The sequence below is a fragment of the Streptomyces sp. RerS4 genome (assembly GCF_023515955.1).
Lineage (GTDB): Bacteria > Actinomycetota > Actinomycetes > Streptomycetales > Streptomycetaceae > Streptomyces.
The window spans coordinates 2,777,744-2,794,712 of sequence record NZ_CP097322.1 but is presented as its reverse complement, the minus strand read 5'-3'; the positions used below and the strand labels follow the sequence as shown (position 1 = coordinate 2,794,712).

Here is a 16,969-nt window from a genome sequence, read left to right as displayed (position 1 = left end):
CCGTAAGGAAGTTCCATGACCGGCAACAAGCACCTGCGCCTCACCGCCGCCGTCACCGGCGGCCTCGCCCTCACCGCCGCCCTCACCGCCTGCGGCGGATCCACCTCCTCCCCCTCCGCCGCCGGCGGCGACTCCGGCAAGGGCGGCGGCGAGAAGGTCGTCACCGTCTACAGCGCCGACGGCCTCAAGAGCGAGAAGGGCGACGGCTGGTACGACAAGGTGTTCGCCGGCTTCACCAAGAAGACGGGCATCGAGGTCAAGTACGTCGAGGGCGGCTCGGGCGAGATGGTGCAGCGCGCCGTCCGCGAGAAGACCAACACCCAGGCCGACGTCCTGATCACGCTGCCCCCCTTCATCCAGCAGGCCGACGGCAAGGGCCTGCTCCAGGCCTACGCCCCGCAGGGCGCCGACAAGGTCAGCGGCGCCGACAAGGCCGCCGACGGCAAGTGGACCTCCGTCGTCAACAACTACTTCGGCTTCATCTACAACAAGAAGGAGCTGTCCCAGGCCCCCAGGACCTGGGAAGAGCTGCTGGACGGCAGGTTCAAGGGCAAGCTCCAGTACTCCACCCCCGGCGTCGCGGGCGACGGCACGGCCGTGCTCATCAAGTCGATGCACGACTTCGGCGGCAAGGAGCCGGCGATGGAGTACCTGAAGAAGCTCCAGGCCAACAATGTCGGTCCGTCGTCCTCCACCAGCAAGCTCGCGCCGAAGACCGACAAGGGCGAGCTGCTCGTCGCCAACGGTGACGTCCAGATGAACTTCGCTCAGTCCAAGTCCATGCCGAACATCGGCATCTGGTTCCCCGCCAAGGACGGCGGCAAGCCCACCACCTTCGCCCTCCCGTACGCGGCCGGCCTCGTGGACAAGGCCCCGCACACCGAGAACGGCAAGAAGCTCCTCGACTACATGCTCGGCGAGGAGGCCCAGAAGCTGGTCAGCGAGGTCGGCGGCGGCTTCCCGGCCCGCGGCGACATCAAGCCGACCGACGCCAACGCCGTCGAACTCACCAAGATCATGAGCGGTGTCGAGGTCTTCGAGCCCGACTGGGCCGACATCGACAAGAACCTCACCGCCTACGTCGACGCGTGGAAGTCCGCGACCGGCAGCTGACGCTTAACCCCCTGGCCACCCACGGCCGCAATGGTGACGCTTGCGTAACGGGTCTGGACCGATGACCGCACCTTCGGTCCGGACCCGGCGCACGTCCACTCGCGCATTCCCACGATTACTCCCGGAGGAGTACGTGCCCACTGTCCTGTCAGGACGCGCCCTCGTCGTGACCGCCACCGCCACCGCCACGGCCCTGCTCGCCACCGCACTCGGCGCCCACACCGCCGCCGCCGAAACGGCCGCCGTCACCGCAGTCACCGCCTCCACCGCCGCCACGGCCTCCACCGACAAGGTCCTCGTCATAGGCCTGGACGGCGCGGTCCTCGACCGCGTCAAGGCCGCCAACGCCCCGAACCTGAAGGGTCTGATGGCCCAGGGGCTGACCGCCAAGAGCACCCTGTACGCGAACCCCATGGCCGCCACCTCCTCGGGCCCCGGCTGGTCCACCATCGCCACCGGCGTCTGGCCCGACAAGCACGGCGTGAAGGACAACTCCTTCACCGGCAAGAACTACACGGCCCACCCCGACTTCCTGACCCGCGTCGAGAACGCCAAGCCGACGCTCAACACCTACGCGGCCGCCGACTGGGAGCCCATCACCTCCACCGACGCGGGCGGCCCGATCTTCTCCGCCAAGGTCGACAAACGCCTCAGCCTCAAGGGCGACCGCGACGGCTACGGCTCCGAGGACCCGAAGATCGCCGCCGCGGCCGCCGCCGAACTGCGCGACCAGAACCCGGACGCCGCCTTCGTCTACTTCGGCGAGATCGATGTCGCCGGCCACTCCCACGGCGCCGCCGCTCAGCAGTACCTCGACGCGATCGGCCGCTCGGACAAGCTCGTCGGCCAGCTCCTGACCGCCGTCCAGAACCGCCCGACCTACGCGCAGGAGAACTGGAAGATCCTGGTCACCACCGACCACGGCCACACCGACTCCGGCGGCCACGGCGGCTCGACCATCCAGGAGCGCGGCACCTTCGTCATCGCCAAGGGCGCGGGCATTCCCGCCGGCTCGGTCCGCGAGGACGTCAAGCTGGTCGACGTCGCCGCGACCGCGCTCGCCCACGTCGGCGTCCCCACCACCGGCCTGGACGGCGTCCCGCTCGACGCCCCCGACAGCGACCCCTTCGACACCCTGCGGCCGAACCTCCAGGCCCGGGTGGACGAGACGGGCATCCCCGCCGGGGTCAAGGGCTTCACACACACCCCGCCCGCCGGCTGGTCCGTGGACAACTCCAAGATGGGCACCGGCGGCGTCACCGAGTGGGCCGGCTGGGCCTTCGCGACCGACGAGTTCTGGAGCCAGGCGCAGCGCGACCAGTGGCGCGAGCTGAACGTCCGCTCCCGTGACGTGTTCGCCGTCGCCGACTCCGACGAGTGGGACGACAAGAGCCACACCGGCGCCTTCGACTCCACCCTGATCACCCCCAAGTGGGCGGTGACCGGCGGCACGACGCGCAACCTGACCTTCCAGACGCACTACCGCCAGGAGGCCGGCCAGAGCGCGCAGGTGCTCGTCTCCTACAACGGGGGCACGCCCACCGTCGTGAAGTCCTACACCGCCGACGCCGTCGCCAAGAGCGAGTCCCTCGCGCTCCAGGTCCCGGCCGGCGCCACCGACGTCCAGGTCCGCTTCCGCTACAGCGGGAACAACAACTGGTACTGGACCGTCGACAACGTCCGTCTGGGCTGATTCCGCCCCCCCGCTCCCTGCCGGGGTCCGGGCCGTGGACGCTTTCGATGTCCACGGCCCACCCCCGTTAGGGTGGTCGAGACCACACGTCACAGGTCAGAGGTACGGCCACCGAGAGCGGAGAACAGTCCCGTGGCAGAGCGCAAGCCGATCGAATCCTGGCTCACCGACATGGACGGGGTCCTCATCCACGAGGGCACCCCCATCCCCGGCGCCGACGCCTTCATCAAGCGGTTGCGCGAATCCGGCAAGCCCTTCCTGGTGCTGACCAACAACTCCATCTACACCCCGCGCGACCTCCAGGCCCGGCTCAGCCGCATGGGCCTCGACGTCCCCGTCGAGAACATCTGGACCTCGGCGCTCGCCACCGCCAAGTTCCTCGACGACCAGCGCCCCGGCGGCACCGCGTACGTCATCGGCGAGGCGGGCCTGACCACCGCCCTGCACGACATCGGCTACATCCTGACCGACCACGAGCCCGACTACGTGGTCCTCGGCGAGACCCGCACCTACAGCTTCGAGGCCATGACCAAGGCCGTCCGGCTGATCAACGGCGGCGCCCGCTTCATCTGCACCAACCCCGACGAGACCGGCCCCTCCACCGAGGGCCCCCTCCCGGCGACCGGCGCCGTCGCCGCGCTGATCACCAAGGCGACCGGCAAGAGGCCGTACTTCGCCGGCAAGCCGAACCCGCTGATGATGCGTACGGGCCTCAACGCGATCGGCGCGCACTCCGAGAGCAGCGCGATGATCGGCGACCGCATGGACACCGACGTGCTGGCCGGGCTGGAGGCGGGCATGCAGACCTTCCTCGTCCTGACCGGACTGACCACGGCCGAGGACACCGAGAAGTTCCCCTACCGCCCGACCAAGACGGTCGACTCGATCGCCGATCTGGTCGACCTGGTCTGACCGGCATTGGTGCGTACGGCTGACTCTTACGGGCCAAGAGAGCGCCGCTCCGGATGCGGAGCGGCGCGTCGCGCGTGAATCTCCTTGTCGAGGAGGTTCACCATGCGCAGTTCTCTGCTCGCTCTCCGTTCCGCCGGGGTGGCCGTCGCCCTGGCGGCCTGCACCGTCGTGACCGTCCCCGCCGCGCTCGCCAACGAGTGGGACCGGGGAGGCGTCTCGGCGGAGCCGAACCCGGCGAAGTCGGGGACGGAGGTCAAGATCCGCGTCCGCGGCTGTGACGCCGACTGGGCGGTGGCCCGTTCCTCCGTCTTCGTCAACGAGGTCCGGCTGTCCTCGGGCCACGGCCAGGGCCACGGCCACGACTCCGGCCACGGCGGCCCGGACCGGGGTCAGGGGCACGGCGACCGCACCCTGTTCGGCGAGGCGCGCATCGCCTCGCACGCCCAGCCCGGCTGGCACGAGATCCGGGTGAAGTGCGGAGGCCGCGACGAGGGCCTGCGCGGCTCCATCGAGGTCCGCCGCGACCACCGCCCCGACCACCGACCCCACCCGCACCACAGCCCGATCTGGCCCGTCCACGCGGGCGGCGGCGGGATGTCCGCCGAGATCGCCGAGACGAGCCGGCTCACCGCCGCCGCCAAGAAGACCCACGGCGAAGACGGCCCCGGCCTGCCCCACACCGTGATCGGCGCCGTCCTCGCCGCCGCGGCCACCCTGGCGGTCGCCGGCCGGGCCCTGACCCTGCGCCGCCGCCGCAACGGCGGATGAGCGCGGGATGAGCGCGGACGAGGCGAAGGCCACCGCCGGGGGCCGGCTGCTGACCTTCGCCGCCTGGTCGGTGCTGGTGCTCGGGCTGTGGCTGTGGGGCAAGGAGATCACCGGGGTCCCGCCCGGGGCGCCCGCCGGGCAGGCCGGCACGCCGATGGCCCCGGGGCTCCCGGCCGCGCACGCCCCGCTGGCGGCGGCGATGCCCGCACGGGTCGACGTACCGGCCATAGGCGTCCGGGCCCCCGTCATCGCCCGAGGCCTCGACGCCGAGGGGGCGATCGAGCCCCCACCCTACGAGCTGCCCGGCACCGTCGGCTGGTGGGGCGCCGGCGCCGCCCCGGGCGCGCCCGGGACCGCGCTGATGGTCGGGCACGTGGACACGCGCTCCAAGCCGGCGGTCTTCTACGGCCTGTCCACGCTCAAGCCGGGGGAGAAGATCCGCGTGGCACGGGCGGACGGCACGGTGGCCGAGTTCACCGTCGAGGACGTACGGGTCCACGAGCGCGCCGGCTTCGACCCCGACAAGGCGTACGGCCCCCGGGTCAAGGGGCGCGCGGAGCTGCGCCTGGTCACCTGCGGCGGCAGCTACGACAAGGCGGCCAAGAGCTACTCGGCGAACGTCGTGGTCTCCGCCTACCTGACGGGCACGGGCACCCGCGAGGCCGGCACGGCGGTGTAGACGCGGCGGCGTGGGTACGGCGGCGTGTGTACGGCCATCCCGGGTACGAAAAAGCCCCTCGCAGTTCTCACTGCGAGGGGCTTCCTCTTGTCTGTGCGCCGCCAGGGACTCGAACCCCGGACCCGCTGATTAAGAGTCAGCTGCTCTAACCAACTGAGCTAGCGGCGCCTGCTGACAGAGAAAACTCTACCCCACTTCCAGTGGTGCTCGTGACCGCTCGCGCGCGTTCTGTCCGATTAACCCATGTTTGGGGGTTTTGTCGTGCACGATATGTCTGGCCGGGCGTAGATCTGACGCTCTACCAGATAAGCAGAGGAGTGGACGGAACCGCATGACGATGCAGCCTCCGATGCATGTACGGATGCCGACGCCGACGTCGATGTCGATGCCGGTCTTCGAGGAGTTCGAGCCCGCCGGCGACTGTGCGTGCCTCGGGTGCGCGCAGCGGCGGCGCGCCCTCGCCCGCGCGCGGGCCATACCGCTGCGCGACGGCGGACACCCGCCGCGCGCGGGCCCGTCGGGCGCTGGTGCTGGCCACCGCCGCCGGTGTGGTGCTCGGCGGGGCGGCTCGGTGGCGCGTGCCGAGGCCACGCCGGTGCCCGGTCCGGGGCCGGTGGCCCTGGACGACCCCGGCACCCCGCAGGGCGAGCGGGCCCCGCTGCACGGCAGGCCGGCGCCGGGGCAGCCGGGGCAGCAGCCTCCGCCGGGGTCGGCGCCGGTGGGGCGGCCCGGTGCGCCGTCCGTCGTCAAGCGGATCGACCGGACCACGATCATCAACCGGGCCAAGGTGTGGCTGGAGGCCAAGGTCCCGTACAGCATGTCCGAGTACTGGGTGGACGGGTACCGGCAGGACTGCTCGGGCTACGTCTCCATGGCCTGGAACCTGGGCACGAACGAGTGGACCGGCAGCCTCGACACCTTCGCCACCCGCATCACCAAGGAGGAGCTGCTGCCCGGCGACATGCTGCTCTTCCACAATCCGGCGGACCCCAACAAGGGCTCGCACGTCGTCCTCTTCGGCGGCTGGGTCGACGAGACGCGCACGCACTACGTCGCCTACGAGCAGACCCGCCCGACGACGCGCAAGCAGGCCACGCCGTACGCGTACTGGAACAACTCGGCGAAGTACGTCCCGTACCGGTTCAACGGAGTGCCGGCCGGGGCCGTGCCGGAGGCGCCGGCGCCGGGCGCCCAGCCCGGGGGCGCGGCCGTGTTCCCTGGCGCGGCGAAGTTCGGGCCCGGCGCCGACAACCCGCACGTCGCCGAGCTGGCGAAGATGCTGATCGGACGCGGCGCCCTGCGGTTCTACCCGAAGGGCGCGAGCACGGTGTGGAGCGAGGCGGACCGGCTGGCCACCCAGGCCTTCCAGCGCGCGCAGGGCTGGAAGGGCGCGGAGGCGGACGGCCTGCCCGGCGAGCACACGTGGCGGCTGCTGGTGCGGGGCGAGGGCAAGGACATCCCGCCTCCGCCGGAAACGGGCCGGGCGGCGGGTCCCGCCGGGGCGCCGGCGTACCCGGGGCTGAAGGTCTTCCGCCCAGGGCGGTCCGATCCGGCCATCGCCGCCCTGGGCCGCCGCCTGCTGCAGAAGGGCTTCGGCAAGCACTACACGTCCAGTCCCGGCCCGCGCTGGAGCGAGGCCGACCGCCGCAACGTCGAGGCCTTCCAGCGCGCGCAGGGCTGGCGCGGCGCCATGGCCGACGGCTACCCGGGCCCGGAAACCTGGCGCCGGCTGTTCGCATGACGGAGGCAATGATGTACCCCACCCACACCACATCCACCACGGGCACCCTGCACCCCCTGACCACCCCAAAGCCACCCGCCACCCACCCGAAGCCGCGCCCCGCCGAACGGGAACCCCGGCCCGCCGCGCCGGAGCCGCACTCCGCCGCCCGGCCGGAGCCACGGGCCGTCGCGTCGCCGTCGCGGGCCGAACCTCGGGAGGCGCAGGCCGGGACGCCGGGTTCGTACGCCGCCCAGCCGGAGCCGCAGGCCCAGAGGCCAGGGTCCTACGCCGCCCAGCCGTGGTCTCGCGCTGACGCGTCGGAGTCGCGGGCGCCAGAGCCCCCCACCCCGCGTCCGGAGCCAGGAGCCCACCCGGCGGAGCCGTACGCGGCCCAGGCGGTGCTTCGGGGCGATGCCTCGCAGCCGCAGGGCCAGAGGTCGCAGCCGTACGCCGCCCAGCCGCAGCCGCGGGCCGACACATCGCAGCTGCGGGCCCACCCGGCGGAGCCGTACGCCGCACAGTCCGGGCCTCGGGCCGGCGTGTCGGAGTTGGGCGCCCGGGTTCCGGAGTGCCACTCCGCCCAGTCGGGGTCGCGGGCCGACGCATCGCAGCTGCGGGCCCACCCGGCGGAGCCGTACGCCGCCCGGCCGGAGCCGCATGCCCCCGCGTCGGAGCCGTACGCCGCACAGTCGGGGCTGGGGGCCCGGGTTCCGGAGTGCCACTCCGCCCAGTCGGGGTTGCCGGCGGAGGCATCGCAGCTGCGGGCTCACCCGGCGGAGCCGTACGCCGCCCGGCCGGAGCCGCATGCCCCCGCGTCGGAGCCGTACGTCGCGCAGTCGGGGCTGGGGGCCCGGGTTCCGGAGCGCCACTCCGCGCAGTCGGGGTCGCGGGCCGACGCATCGCAGCTGCGGGCTCACCCGGTGGAGCCGTACGCCGCCCGGCCCGAGCTTCGGGCGTCTGAGCGGCAGGCCGAGGTGCCGGGGTCGCGGGCCGACGCGCCTCAGCCGTATGCCGCTCCGGCGGGGCCGCAGGCCGGCGCGGCGGAGGCGTGCGACGTCCGGTCGCGGCCTCGGGCGGACGCCGCGCAGCCGGCGCGGGGTGGTCACGTCGACGCCGCGTCCGCCGCCCCGCGCCCCGGGCGGTGGATGCCCTGCCGGAGCCCGCCACCCGGCAAGCCCCGCCGCCGCCGGGGCCCGACCCGGTCCGTGGCCCCCGAAGCGGCGGCGGACGTCCGGCCGGTGGGGTCGGGGATGGCCCCGGTCCACTTGGCCGGCGAGGCTGGGCGGCCGGAGTCGGTCGGGGGCATTCGCCCTGCGGATCCCGCTGATGCGCGCACCGCCCGGTGGGCGTCGCGGCCGGAGCCGGTGTCGGCAGTCCGGCCCGGGGCGGATCCCGAACCGGCGCCGGAGACCCGGCCGGGCGAGCCCGCGCCCGGGGCGACCGTCCAGGCCGGGGCGCCCACGGTGCCGGGGCCCCGTCGCCCGAGACGGGCGGGCGGGCTGCCGAGCCCGCCGTGACGCAGATCGGACCCCGGGCGGGGGTACCGGTCGGGGCCGGAGTCTCGGTGCCGGAGCCCGCGAGGGAAGGGCGGGCCGGCGAGGCGGCGGAGGTGGCGGTGGTTCACGGGCGCTCCGGAACGGAGGCCGAAACCCGGGCGGGCGTGCCGGTTCCGGTGGGCTCCGGGGCCCGGCCCCGGGCAGACGCGGGGCGGCGGCGTCCGCCCCGACCCAGCGCCGCAGGCCACCGCCCCGCAGGCCACCGCGCGGGCGCTCCTCGTCGCGGAGCCGGAGGCCGGGCAGGCCACCGCCCGTTCCGCCCCGAACCCCAGCCGGAGGCGGCTTCGCAGGGGGCCGGGCAGGGGACGGGGAGGTCTGGTCCGGTGCCCCGGGCCCGGGGTGGCGGAGATCGTCGCGCAGGCCGTCGCGCGGGGATGGAGGCGCGGCCCCGGGCGGCGGCGCCGCCGACACCCGGACCTCCCGCGGCCCGCGGCCCGCGGGGACGGCCGTCACGGACGTCCCCGTCCACCTCCCGTTCCGCGCGCACCCCCACCCCCCGGTCGCCGCCCCCGCCCCGCGTCCCCCCGTACGCCCGCTCCGGGCCGGCGCCGGGCGCAGGGTGCCCCGGGGTGACGACCGGTTGAGGGAGCATCGCGGTCCGGTCCTGCCCGGCTGGATCGCCGTGGCCGTCGGGGGCCTCGCCCTGGCCGGCTGCGCGGCCGTCCTGCTGCGGGCCGGGGTCCTGCCCGCCACCCTCGTCGCGGCCTTCGGGGTGAGTCCCCGCGCCTACCAGGGGCTCCGCGCCGGCCACTGGCCCCCGCTCGCCTTCCTCGGCATCGTCGCGCTCCTCGCGCTCGGCGGACTCGGCCGGGCCAAGGCCGGCCACGCCTGGGTGCTCACCCTGTTCGGGCGCTACCGCGGCACGGTGCGGCGTACCGGCCTGACCTGGATCAGCCCGCTCCTGCTGCGCCGCCGGGTCGACGTACGGCTGCGGCACTGGCGCAGCGACCCGATGCCCGCCGTCGACTCGGGCGGCCTCGCGCTCCAGGTCGTCGTCCAGGTCGTCTGGCAGGTCAAGGACACCGCCCGCGCCACCCTGGCCGTCGAGGACCACACCGAGTACCTCGCCGAGCAGGTGGAGTCGGCGATGGCCCGGGTGCTGTCCCAGCTCCCCGCCGACGCCTTCCACGAGGACGCCCCCACCCTGCGCGACGCCGAGGCCGTCGGCGACGCGCTGACGCGCATGCTCGCGTCCGAAACCGAGGCGGTCGGGATCGAGGTGTTCTCCGCCCAGCCCACCCGCATCGAGTACGCCCCCGAGGTCGCGGAGGCGATGCGCCGCCGGCGGGTCGCGGCGATCGACGCCCAGCACCGGGACACCGTCCTGACCTCGATCGTCGACGCCGTGGACGACACCGTCCACCGGCTGACCTCGCGCGGCATCGTCGAGCTCGACGACTACGAGCGCAAGGCCCTCGTGAAGGACCTGACCGTCGCCTTCTACACCGGGCGGGGCGACCAGTAGCACCAGCGGAACACCGCTCCCACAGCCGCACCGCGCGAACGGGTGGCCGGTACACACCGGACCACCCGTTTTCGCATTGGTATAGACATGGCCAACTCCCGTCCATACTGTGGGACTTGGTCTAGACCTGAAATCCGCCACCTTCAGTCGTCCAGTCGTCCGGTCGTCCCCGCACGAGTCATCCCCAGGCGCGCGCACGCTCCCGTCCGACTCGTGACGGCCCCCCACACCCAAGGAGCAGCCCCATGCGTTCCTTCCGCATGCCCACACGCCCGTCGTCCCGGCCCGCCCGCGCCGGCGCCGCGGCCACGGTCGGACTCGGCCTCGTCGCCGGCGTCGCCCTCCTCGGCGCCCCCAGCGCGAGCGGCCACGGCTACACCGACACCCCGATCAGCCGCCAGAAGCTCTGCGCGAACAAGACCGTCTCCGACTGCGGTCCGATCCAGTGGGAGCCGCAGAGCGTCGAGGGCCCCAAGGGCTTCCCGGCCCTCGGCCCCTCCGACGGCACGATATGCGCGGGCGGTCACCCCGAGTTCGCGCAGCTCGACGACCCGCGCGGCGGCGCCTGGCCCGCGACGTCCGTGACGTCCGGGCAGCGCTACAGCTTCCGTTGGCAGTTCACCGCCAACCACGCGACCACGGACATCAAGTACTACGTCACCAAGACCGGCTGGGACTCGACCAGGCCCCTCACCCGCTCCGCCCTCGACCCCCAGCCCTTCCTGACCGTCGCCTACAACGGCGCCCGCCCCGACATGACCACGGTCCACCAGGGCACCCTGCCGAGCGGCAAGAGCGGTCGGCACGTGATCCTGGCGGTCTGGACCGTCCACGACACCCCGATGGCCTTCTACTCCTGCTCCGACGTCCGGTTCTGACCTCCGGTTCTGACACGGTTCAGTTCTGACTCGACGTCAGCTAACCTCCGGCGGCATGCGGACGACGACTGCACCCGAGACCGTCGCGGAACTCATCGCGTGCCAATGGGGAGACCGCCGGCCCGGGCTGAAGCACGGAACCGACGCCGACACCAGGCCCCACACCGGAGTCACCGGCGCCGGCGCCGTCACCGTGCTCAGCCGCCACCGCACCGCCCGGGAGGCCGCCGCCCGCGCCGCGCTCCTCGTCGACCTCCTGCCGCCGGGCGCGGAGCCCCACGTGGGGGTGCTGCTCGACAACACCCCCGAGTTCCCCTTCTGGCTCGGCGCGGCGGCCCTCGCCGGGGCCGCCGTCGCCGGGATCAACCCCACCCGGCGCGGTCCGGAGCTCGCCCGCGACATCCTGCACACCGACTGCCGGATCCTCGTCACCGCGCCCGAGCACCTCAGGCTCCTGCGCGGCCTCGACCTGCCGGGCGTACGGATCCTCGTGACCGGCACCGAGGAGTACGAGGCACTGCTCGCCCCCTACGCCGCCGCCGAGCCCGGCGACGCGACCGTCGCCGTTCCCACCCCCGCCGCCCGCTTCCTCCTCTACTTCACGTCCGGCTCCACCGGCGCCCCCAAGGCCGCCATCTGCAGCCAGGGCCGCATCGCCGCCGCCGGCCACGCGCTCGCCCGCCGCTTCGACGTGACCCCCGACGACGTCCACTACATCTGCATGCCGCTCTTCCACGGCAACGCCGTCATCGCCGACTGGCTGCCCGCCCTCGCCGCCGGCGCCCCGGTCGCGCTGCGCCGTCGCTTCTCCGCCTCCGCGTTCCTGGACGACGTACGCGCCTACGGGGCCACGTACTTCACCTACGTCGGCCGCGCCGTGCAGTACCTCCTCGCCACCGCACCCCGCCCCGACGACCGCGCCCACCCCCTGCGCCTCGGCTTCGGCACCGAGGCCGGCGCCGTCGACGCGGCCCGCTTCGCCGAGCGGTTCGGCGTCCGGCTCGTCGAGGGCTACGGGGCCACCGAGGGCGGCGCCTCCGTCCAGCGCACCCCCGACACTCCGCCCGCCGCCCTGGGCAGGGCCGGCGACGGCGACGACCTCGCCGTCATCGACCCGCGGACCGGCCGCGAATGCCCTCCCGCCGTCCTCGACGCCGAGGGCCGCCTGCGCAACGGCGACGAGGCCATCGGCGAGCTGGTCAACCGGGGTCGCAGCCTCTTCGAGGGCTACTGGCGCAACCCCGAGGCCGAGGCCGCCCGCACCCGCCGGGGCTGGTACTGGACGGGCGACCTCTTCTTCCGCGATCCGGACGGGTTCCTCTACTTCGCGGGCCGCACCGACGACCGGTTGCGCGTCGACAGCGAGAACCTGGCCGCCGCGATGATCGAGAACATCCTCGCCCGCTGGGAGCGGGCCGCCGCCGTCGCCGTCTACGCGGTACCGGACGAGGTCGCCGGCGACCAGGTGATGGCCGCGCTCGCCCTACGGGAGGGGGCCGTCTTCGACCCCGACGCCTTCGCCGCCTTCCTCGCCGCCCAGCCCGACCTCGGCACGAAGATGACCCCGCGCTACGTCCGCATCCTCGACGTGATGCCCGTCACGGCCACCAACAAGGTCCACCGCGTCGCCCTGCGCCGCGCCGGGTTCCTCCCTGGGCCACGGCCGGAAGCCGCACCCGGCCCCGAACCCGTCTGGCACCGCACGGCCGGCGCCTACCGCCCCCTCGACGCCCCCGCCCTGGCCGCCCTGCTCGCCCGCTACGAGACCCAGGGCCGCCGGGACCTGCTGGAGCGGGGGAGGGGGTAATGGTTTGGAGCACCCCTGGGGACCAGGTAGTATTTTCTCTGTCAGGCGCCGCTAGCTCAGTTGGTTAGAGCAGCTGACTCTTAATCAGCGGGTCCGGGGTTCGAGTCCCTGGCGGCGCACCTGTACTTCGGGCGGTTTCCGGTTCACCGGGAACCGCCCGAAGTGTTTTCAAGCCTCGTTTCGGGCATTCGGCCATTCGACCATTCGACCCCCGGGCCATCCGGCTCAGAGAGCCAGCGACAGCAGCAGCGGAGCGGCCTTGCGGTTCAGGGTGTCGGCGGCGGCGCGCAGCCGGTGGGCGTGCTCGACCGGCATCGACAGGGCCAGGCAGCCGACGGCGGCACCGGCCGTGATCGGTACGGCGGCGCAGACGGTGCCCACCGCGTACTCCTGGAGGTCGAGCATCGGCACCGTGGCCGGCTGACTGTCCAGCTTGGAGAAGAGGATCCGCTCGTTCACGATCGTCTTCGACGTCAGGCGGGCGATCTTGTGCCGGGACAGGTGATCGCGCCGCGCGTTCTGGTCGAGCTGGGTCAGCAGGCACTTGCCGACCGCGCTGGCGTGGGCCGCCGAGCGGAAGTCGACCCACTCGTGGACCTTCGGCGTGCGCGGGCTGTCGGCGAACTGTGTGATGCGGACCTCGCCGTCGACGTAACGACTGATGTAGACGGCCGCGCCGACGGAGTCGCGCAGTCGGTCCAGGGTCTCCTGGAGCTTCTCCTGGAGGGCCTGCTGGCGATCGAGACCGGATCCGAGCAGGACCAGGGAATCCCCTATGGCGTACGCGCCGTCGGAGACCTGAAGGACGTATCCCTCCCGACGCAGCATGAGCAGCATCGGGCCGAGATGGACCGCGGGCAGGCCGGTCTCACGCGCGATCTGTACGTCGGTCACACCACCGGTGTGCCGCGAGATCGTTTCGAGTACGCGCAGGGCGTACTGCACCGAGTGGAACGGCGCGGTCGGCTCGGGCTTCAGCGCCACGGTTTCCCCCTACCAGGTTGTTACCGCTTGCCGTACCACGATAGCCATCAAGAGGCCCACGTGGAGCGTCTGTTGAAGAGATTGATGGCTTAATCAAGTCCCCCTGTCTGCACCTAATCGCGTGGCATATGTCAACGGCATGATCGGATCAGGCGCTGCCGGGAATGCCCGGCACAACGGCACGGTTCCACCCATTCGACGCGCGTGGAACGCGTGGAGCGCGTGGAGCGCACGAGCCGAACGGGACGGGAGCGACGATGAGCGACACCGGGGACGCGGGCCGACAGACGGACGGGCACGGCAGGGGCGACAGTGGCGCGGCGGACGCGATCCGCGGCGTCGTACGGGGCGAGGCGCCGGTGCCGCTGTCGGTGCTGGACCTGGTCACGGTCGGCAGCGGCAGCTCCGCCGCCGCCTCGCTGCGCACCAGCGTGGCGATATCCCGGCTCGCCGAATCCCGCGGCTACCACCGCCACTGGGTCGCCGAGCACCACTCCATGCCCGGGGTCGCCAGCTCCTCCCCGGCCGTGATCCTGGCCCACCTCGCCGCCCACACCACCCGCATCCGGCTCGGCTCGGGCGGCGTCATGCTGCCCAACCACGCCCCGCTGGCCGTCGCCGAGCAGTTCGGCACCCTGGAGGCCCTCGCCCCCGGCCGCGTCGACCTCGGCCTCGGCCGCGCCCCCGGCACCGACCCGCGCACGGCCGCCGCCCTGCGCGGCCCCGGCCGGCTCGACGAGGCGGCGGACGAGTTCCCCCGCCGGCTCGCGGAGCTGACCCGTTTCCTCGACGACGACTTCCCCGACGGGCACCCGTACGCCCGCGTGCACGCCGTCCCCGGGCCCGTGCAGGGGCCCGCCGGGCGGCCACCGATCTGGCTGCTGGGCTCCTCCGGGTTCAGCGCCCGCCTCGCGGGGGAGCTGGGGCTGCCGTTCGCGTACGCCCACCACTTCTCGGCGGCCGGCACCCTGCCCGCGCTCGACCTCTACCGGCAGAGCTTCCGCCCCTCGGCCGTGCTGGACGCCCCGTACGCCCTCATCGGGGTCGCGGCGCTGGCCGCCGACACGCAGGAGGAGGCCCGCGCGCAGGTGCTCACGGGCGCGCTGTCGATGCTGCGGCTGCGCAGCGGCCGGCCCGGACTGGTGCCGACGCCCGAGGAGGCGGCGGCGTACCCCTTCTCACCGCTGGAGCGGGAGTTCGTGGACGGCTGGATCGCCAACATCGCGCACGGCACCCCCGACGAGGTGCGCTCCCGGCTCGACGACCTGGCGAAGCGGACGGGCGCCGACGAGCTGATGCTGACCGCCAACGCGCACAGCGGAGAGGCTCGGCTGCGCTCGTACGGGCTCGTCGCAGATGCGTACGGGCTGCCGACGGAAGGGTTGATTCCGGCTTGAGCGACGGATAACGGGGTTTGGCTGGTTTGTTGCCGAAACCTTGCCGAGGGGTGACCTAAGGCAACCTTAAACCGCTCGTCACCCGGGGTGGCGGGCGGTTTCTGATGTGCGCTCAGGTCTCTGACGAGGGGATTCGCCCGCCAAGTGGTCTAGTCCTTCTTTGGTCCAAACCATTGACTGGGGCCCGCGGTGATCGCTATCACTTCTCTCACCCGAAGCCGATGTCCTTACCTCCCACCCCCCGGAGGCAGTTCATGCACATCCGTAAACCCCTCATCGCGGCCGCCGCCACGGCCGCGCTGGCCGCCGGAGCGCTGGCGACCTTCGCGGGGCTCGGCACCGCGCAGGCCGCCCCCGTCTCCCCGACGGTGAGCAGCGGCGGCGTGAAGATCGCCTACTACGACCAGTGGAGCGTCTACGGCAACGCGTTCTACCCCAAGCACCTCGACACGCGGGGCATAGCGGGGAAGCTGGACGTGATCAACTACTCGTTCGGCAACATCCACCCCACCAACCTCACCTGTTTCGAGGCGAACAAGGCGGCGGGTGACGACAACAACCCCAACGCCGGTGACGGCGCGGGCGACTCGTACGCCGACTACCAGAAGTCCTTCAGCGCGGCCGACAGCGTCAGCGGCGTCGCCGACAAGTGGGACCAGCCGATCGTGGGCGTCTTCAACCAGTTCAAGCAGCTGAAGGCGAAGTACCCGCACCTGAAGATCAACATCTCGCTGGGCGGCTGGACGTACTCCAAGTACTTCAGCGACGCGGCCAAGACCGACGCCTCCCGCAAGAAGCTGGTTTCCTCCTGCGTCGACCAGTACATCAAGGGCAACCTGCCGGTCGACGGCGGCTTCGGCGGACCCGGCACGGCGGCCGGGATCTTCGACGGCATCGACATCGACTGGGAGTACCCGGGCTCCTCCGGCGGCCACCTCGGCAACCACTACGCCCCCGAGGACAAGCAGAACTTCACCCTGCTGCTGAAGGAGTTCCGCGAGCAGCTCGACGCCTACGGCCAGGCCAACGGCGGCAAGAAGTACATGCTGACCGCGGCCCTCCCGGCCGGCCAGGACAAGATCAAGTACATCGAGACGGACAAGATCGGCGCGTACCTCGACTACGCGAACATCATGACGTACGACATGCACGGCGCCTGGGACGGCGACGGGCCGACGTACCACCAGTCCCCGCTGTACTCGCCGGCCGGCGACCCGACCGACCCGATCGCCCCGGGCACCGAGAAGTACAGCATCGACAACGCCATCGACGCCTGGATCGACGGCAAGCCGGCCTACGGCATCGCCGGAGGCTTCCCCGCCAACAAGCTGACCCTGGGCTACGAGTTCTACTACCGCGGCTGGAAGGGCGTCCCCGCCGGGGCGAACAACGGCCTCGCGCAGAGCGCGACCGGTGCCTCCGGCGCCCGTCCCACCAGCCAGCAGGCCGGCATCGCCAACTACAAGGAGCTCGGCGGCATCGTCGACAACGCGGCGACCACCTACTGGGACGACCAGGCCAAGGCCTCGTACTTCTACAAGGACGGCGAGTTCTTCACCGGCCTGAACCAGAAGTCCATCCAGGCCCGGGTCGACTACGGCAAGCAGCGCGGTCTGGCCGGCGCGATGATGTACTCCCTGCTCGGCCTGGACAACAACACCACGCTGCTGAACCAGATCTCGGACGCCCTGGGCGGTGGCACGCAGCCCCCGACCACCCCGCCGACGACGCCGCCCACCACCCCGCCCACCACCCCGCCGACCACGCCCCCGACCACGCCTCCGACGACGCCGCCCACCACGGGCTGCACCGCCGCCGCGTACGTCGCGGGTCAGGTCTACACGGGCGGCGCCGAGGTCTCCCACAACGGCCGCAAGTGGAAGGCCCAGTGGTGGACGCAGAACGAGGCGCCCGGCACCACCGGTGAATGGGGTGTCTGGAAGGACCTCGGCGCCTGCTGATCTCCCCCCACCCCGCGCCGAGCGGCCCCGCGC

General features: G+C 72.8%; 11 protein-coding genes, 2 tRNA genes and 1 pseudogene. 12 read left to right on the top strand and 2 right to left on the bottom strand.

Features of this window, described 5'->3' with window-relative positions:
• Window positions 1–15: 15 nt before the first annotated feature.
• From M4D82_RS12815 to M4D82_RS12795, 5 genes are all read left to right on the top strand, one after another.
• Window positions 16–1,113, top strand: coding sequence for a 2-aminoethylphosphonate ABC transporter substrate-binding protein (locus M4D82_RS12815; protein WP_249766176.1), 1,098 nt, complete (start codon window positions 16–18; stop codon window positions 1,111–1,113).
• A 133-nt stretch (window positions 1,114–1,246) separates the two neighbouring features.
• Complete coding sequence (locus M4D82_RS12810; RefSeq protein WP_349637056.1) at window positions 1,247–2,806, top strand: alkaline phosphatase family protein; 1,560 nt, start codon at window positions 1,247–1,249, stop codon at window positions 2,804–2,806.
• Window positions 2,807–2,938: 132 nt separating this feature from the next.
• Window positions 2,939–3,718 carry an HAD-IIA family hydrolase gene (locus M4D82_RS12805; RefSeq protein ID WP_249766174.1) on the top strand — a complete coding sequence of 260 codons (780 nt, stop codon included), beginning with the start codon at window positions 2,939–2,941 and terminating at the stop codon, window positions 3,716–3,718.
• Between the two features lie 102 nt (window positions 3,719–3,820).
• Window positions 3,821–4,486, top strand: coding sequence for a hypothetical protein (locus M4D82_RS12800; protein ID WP_249766173.1), 666 nt, complete (start codon window positions 3,821–3,823; stop codon window positions 4,484–4,486).
• A gap of 7 nt (window positions 4,487–4,493) precedes the next feature.
• Window positions 4,494–5,165, top strand: coding sequence for a class F sortase (locus M4D82_RS12795; protein WP_249766172.1), 672 nt, complete (start codon window positions 4,494–4,496; stop codon window positions 5,163–5,165).
• A gap of 94 nt (window positions 5,166–5,259) precedes the next feature.
• Here M4D82_RS12795 and M4D82_RS12790 read toward each other — a convergent pair.
• A tRNA-Lys gene (locus tag M4D82_RS12790) sits at window positions 5,260–5,333 on the bottom strand.
• 211 nt (window positions 5,334–5,544) lie between these two features.
• Here M4D82_RS12790 and M4D82_RS12785 point away from each other — a divergent pair.
• The 5 genes and pseudogenes from M4D82_RS12785 to M4D82_RS12765 all read left to right on the top strand — a co-directional run bounded on the left by M4D82_RS12785 (window position 5,545) and on the right by M4D82_RS12765 (window position 12,713).
• A pseudogene (locus tag M4D82_RS12785) lies at window positions 5,545–6,906 on the top strand (peptidoglycan-binding protein).
• A 2,118-nt stretch (window positions 6,907–9,024) separates the two neighbouring features.
• Complete coding sequence (locus tag M4D82_RS12780; RefSeq protein ID WP_502988915.1) at window positions 9,025–9,909, top strand: SPFH domain-containing protein; 885 nt, start codon at window positions 9,025–9,027, stop codon at window positions 9,907–9,909.
• A gap of 245 nt (window positions 9,910–10,154) precedes the next feature.
• Window positions 10,155–10,787 carry a lytic polysaccharide monooxygenase auxiliary activity family 9 protein gene (locus tag M4D82_RS12775; RefSeq protein ID WP_502988914.1) on the top strand — a complete coding sequence of 211 codons (633 nt, stop codon included), beginning with the start codon at window positions 10,155–10,157 and terminating at the stop codon, window positions 10,785–10,787.
• Window positions 10,788–10,842: 55 nt separating this feature from the next.
• The gene (locus tag M4D82_RS12770) at window positions 10,843–12,594 is read left to right on the top strand and encodes an AMP-binding protein (RefSeq protein WP_249766171.1); all 1,752 of its coding nucleotides are present in this window, start codon (window positions 10,843–10,845) and stop codon (window positions 12,592–12,594) included.
• A gap of 45 nt (window positions 12,595–12,639) precedes the next feature.
• Window positions 12,640–12,713 (top strand) — tRNA-Lys (locus tag M4D82_RS12765).
• Window positions 12,714–12,819: 106 nt separating this feature from the next.
• On the opposite strand, the gene M4D82_RS12760 is transcribed toward M4D82_RS12765, so the two are convergent.
• Window positions 12,820–13,578, bottom strand: coding sequence for an IclR family transcriptional regulator (locus M4D82_RS12760; RefSeq protein WP_249766170.1), 759 nt, complete (start codon window positions 13,576–13,578; stop codon window positions 12,820–12,822).
• A gap of 257 nt (window positions 13,579–13,835) precedes the next feature.
• Here M4D82_RS12760 and M4D82_RS12755 point away from each other — a divergent pair, with 257 nt between their 5' ends.
• Both M4D82_RS12755 and M4D82_RS12750 read left to right on the top strand, forming a co-directional pair.
• A complete protein-coding gene (locus M4D82_RS12755; protein ID WP_249766169.1) occupies window positions 13,836–14,975 on the top strand; it encodes an LLM class flavin-dependent oxidoreductase in 1,140 nt (379 codons plus the stop codon).
• 254 nt (window positions 14,976–15,229) lie between these two features.
• On the top strand, window positions 15,230–16,936 hold the full coding sequence (locus M4D82_RS12750; protein WP_249766168.1) for a glycosyl hydrolase family 18 protein: 1,707 nt from the start codon (window positions 15,230–15,232) through the stop codon (window positions 16,934–16,936).
• The last annotated feature ends 33 nt before the right edge of the window (window positions 16,937–16,969 follow it).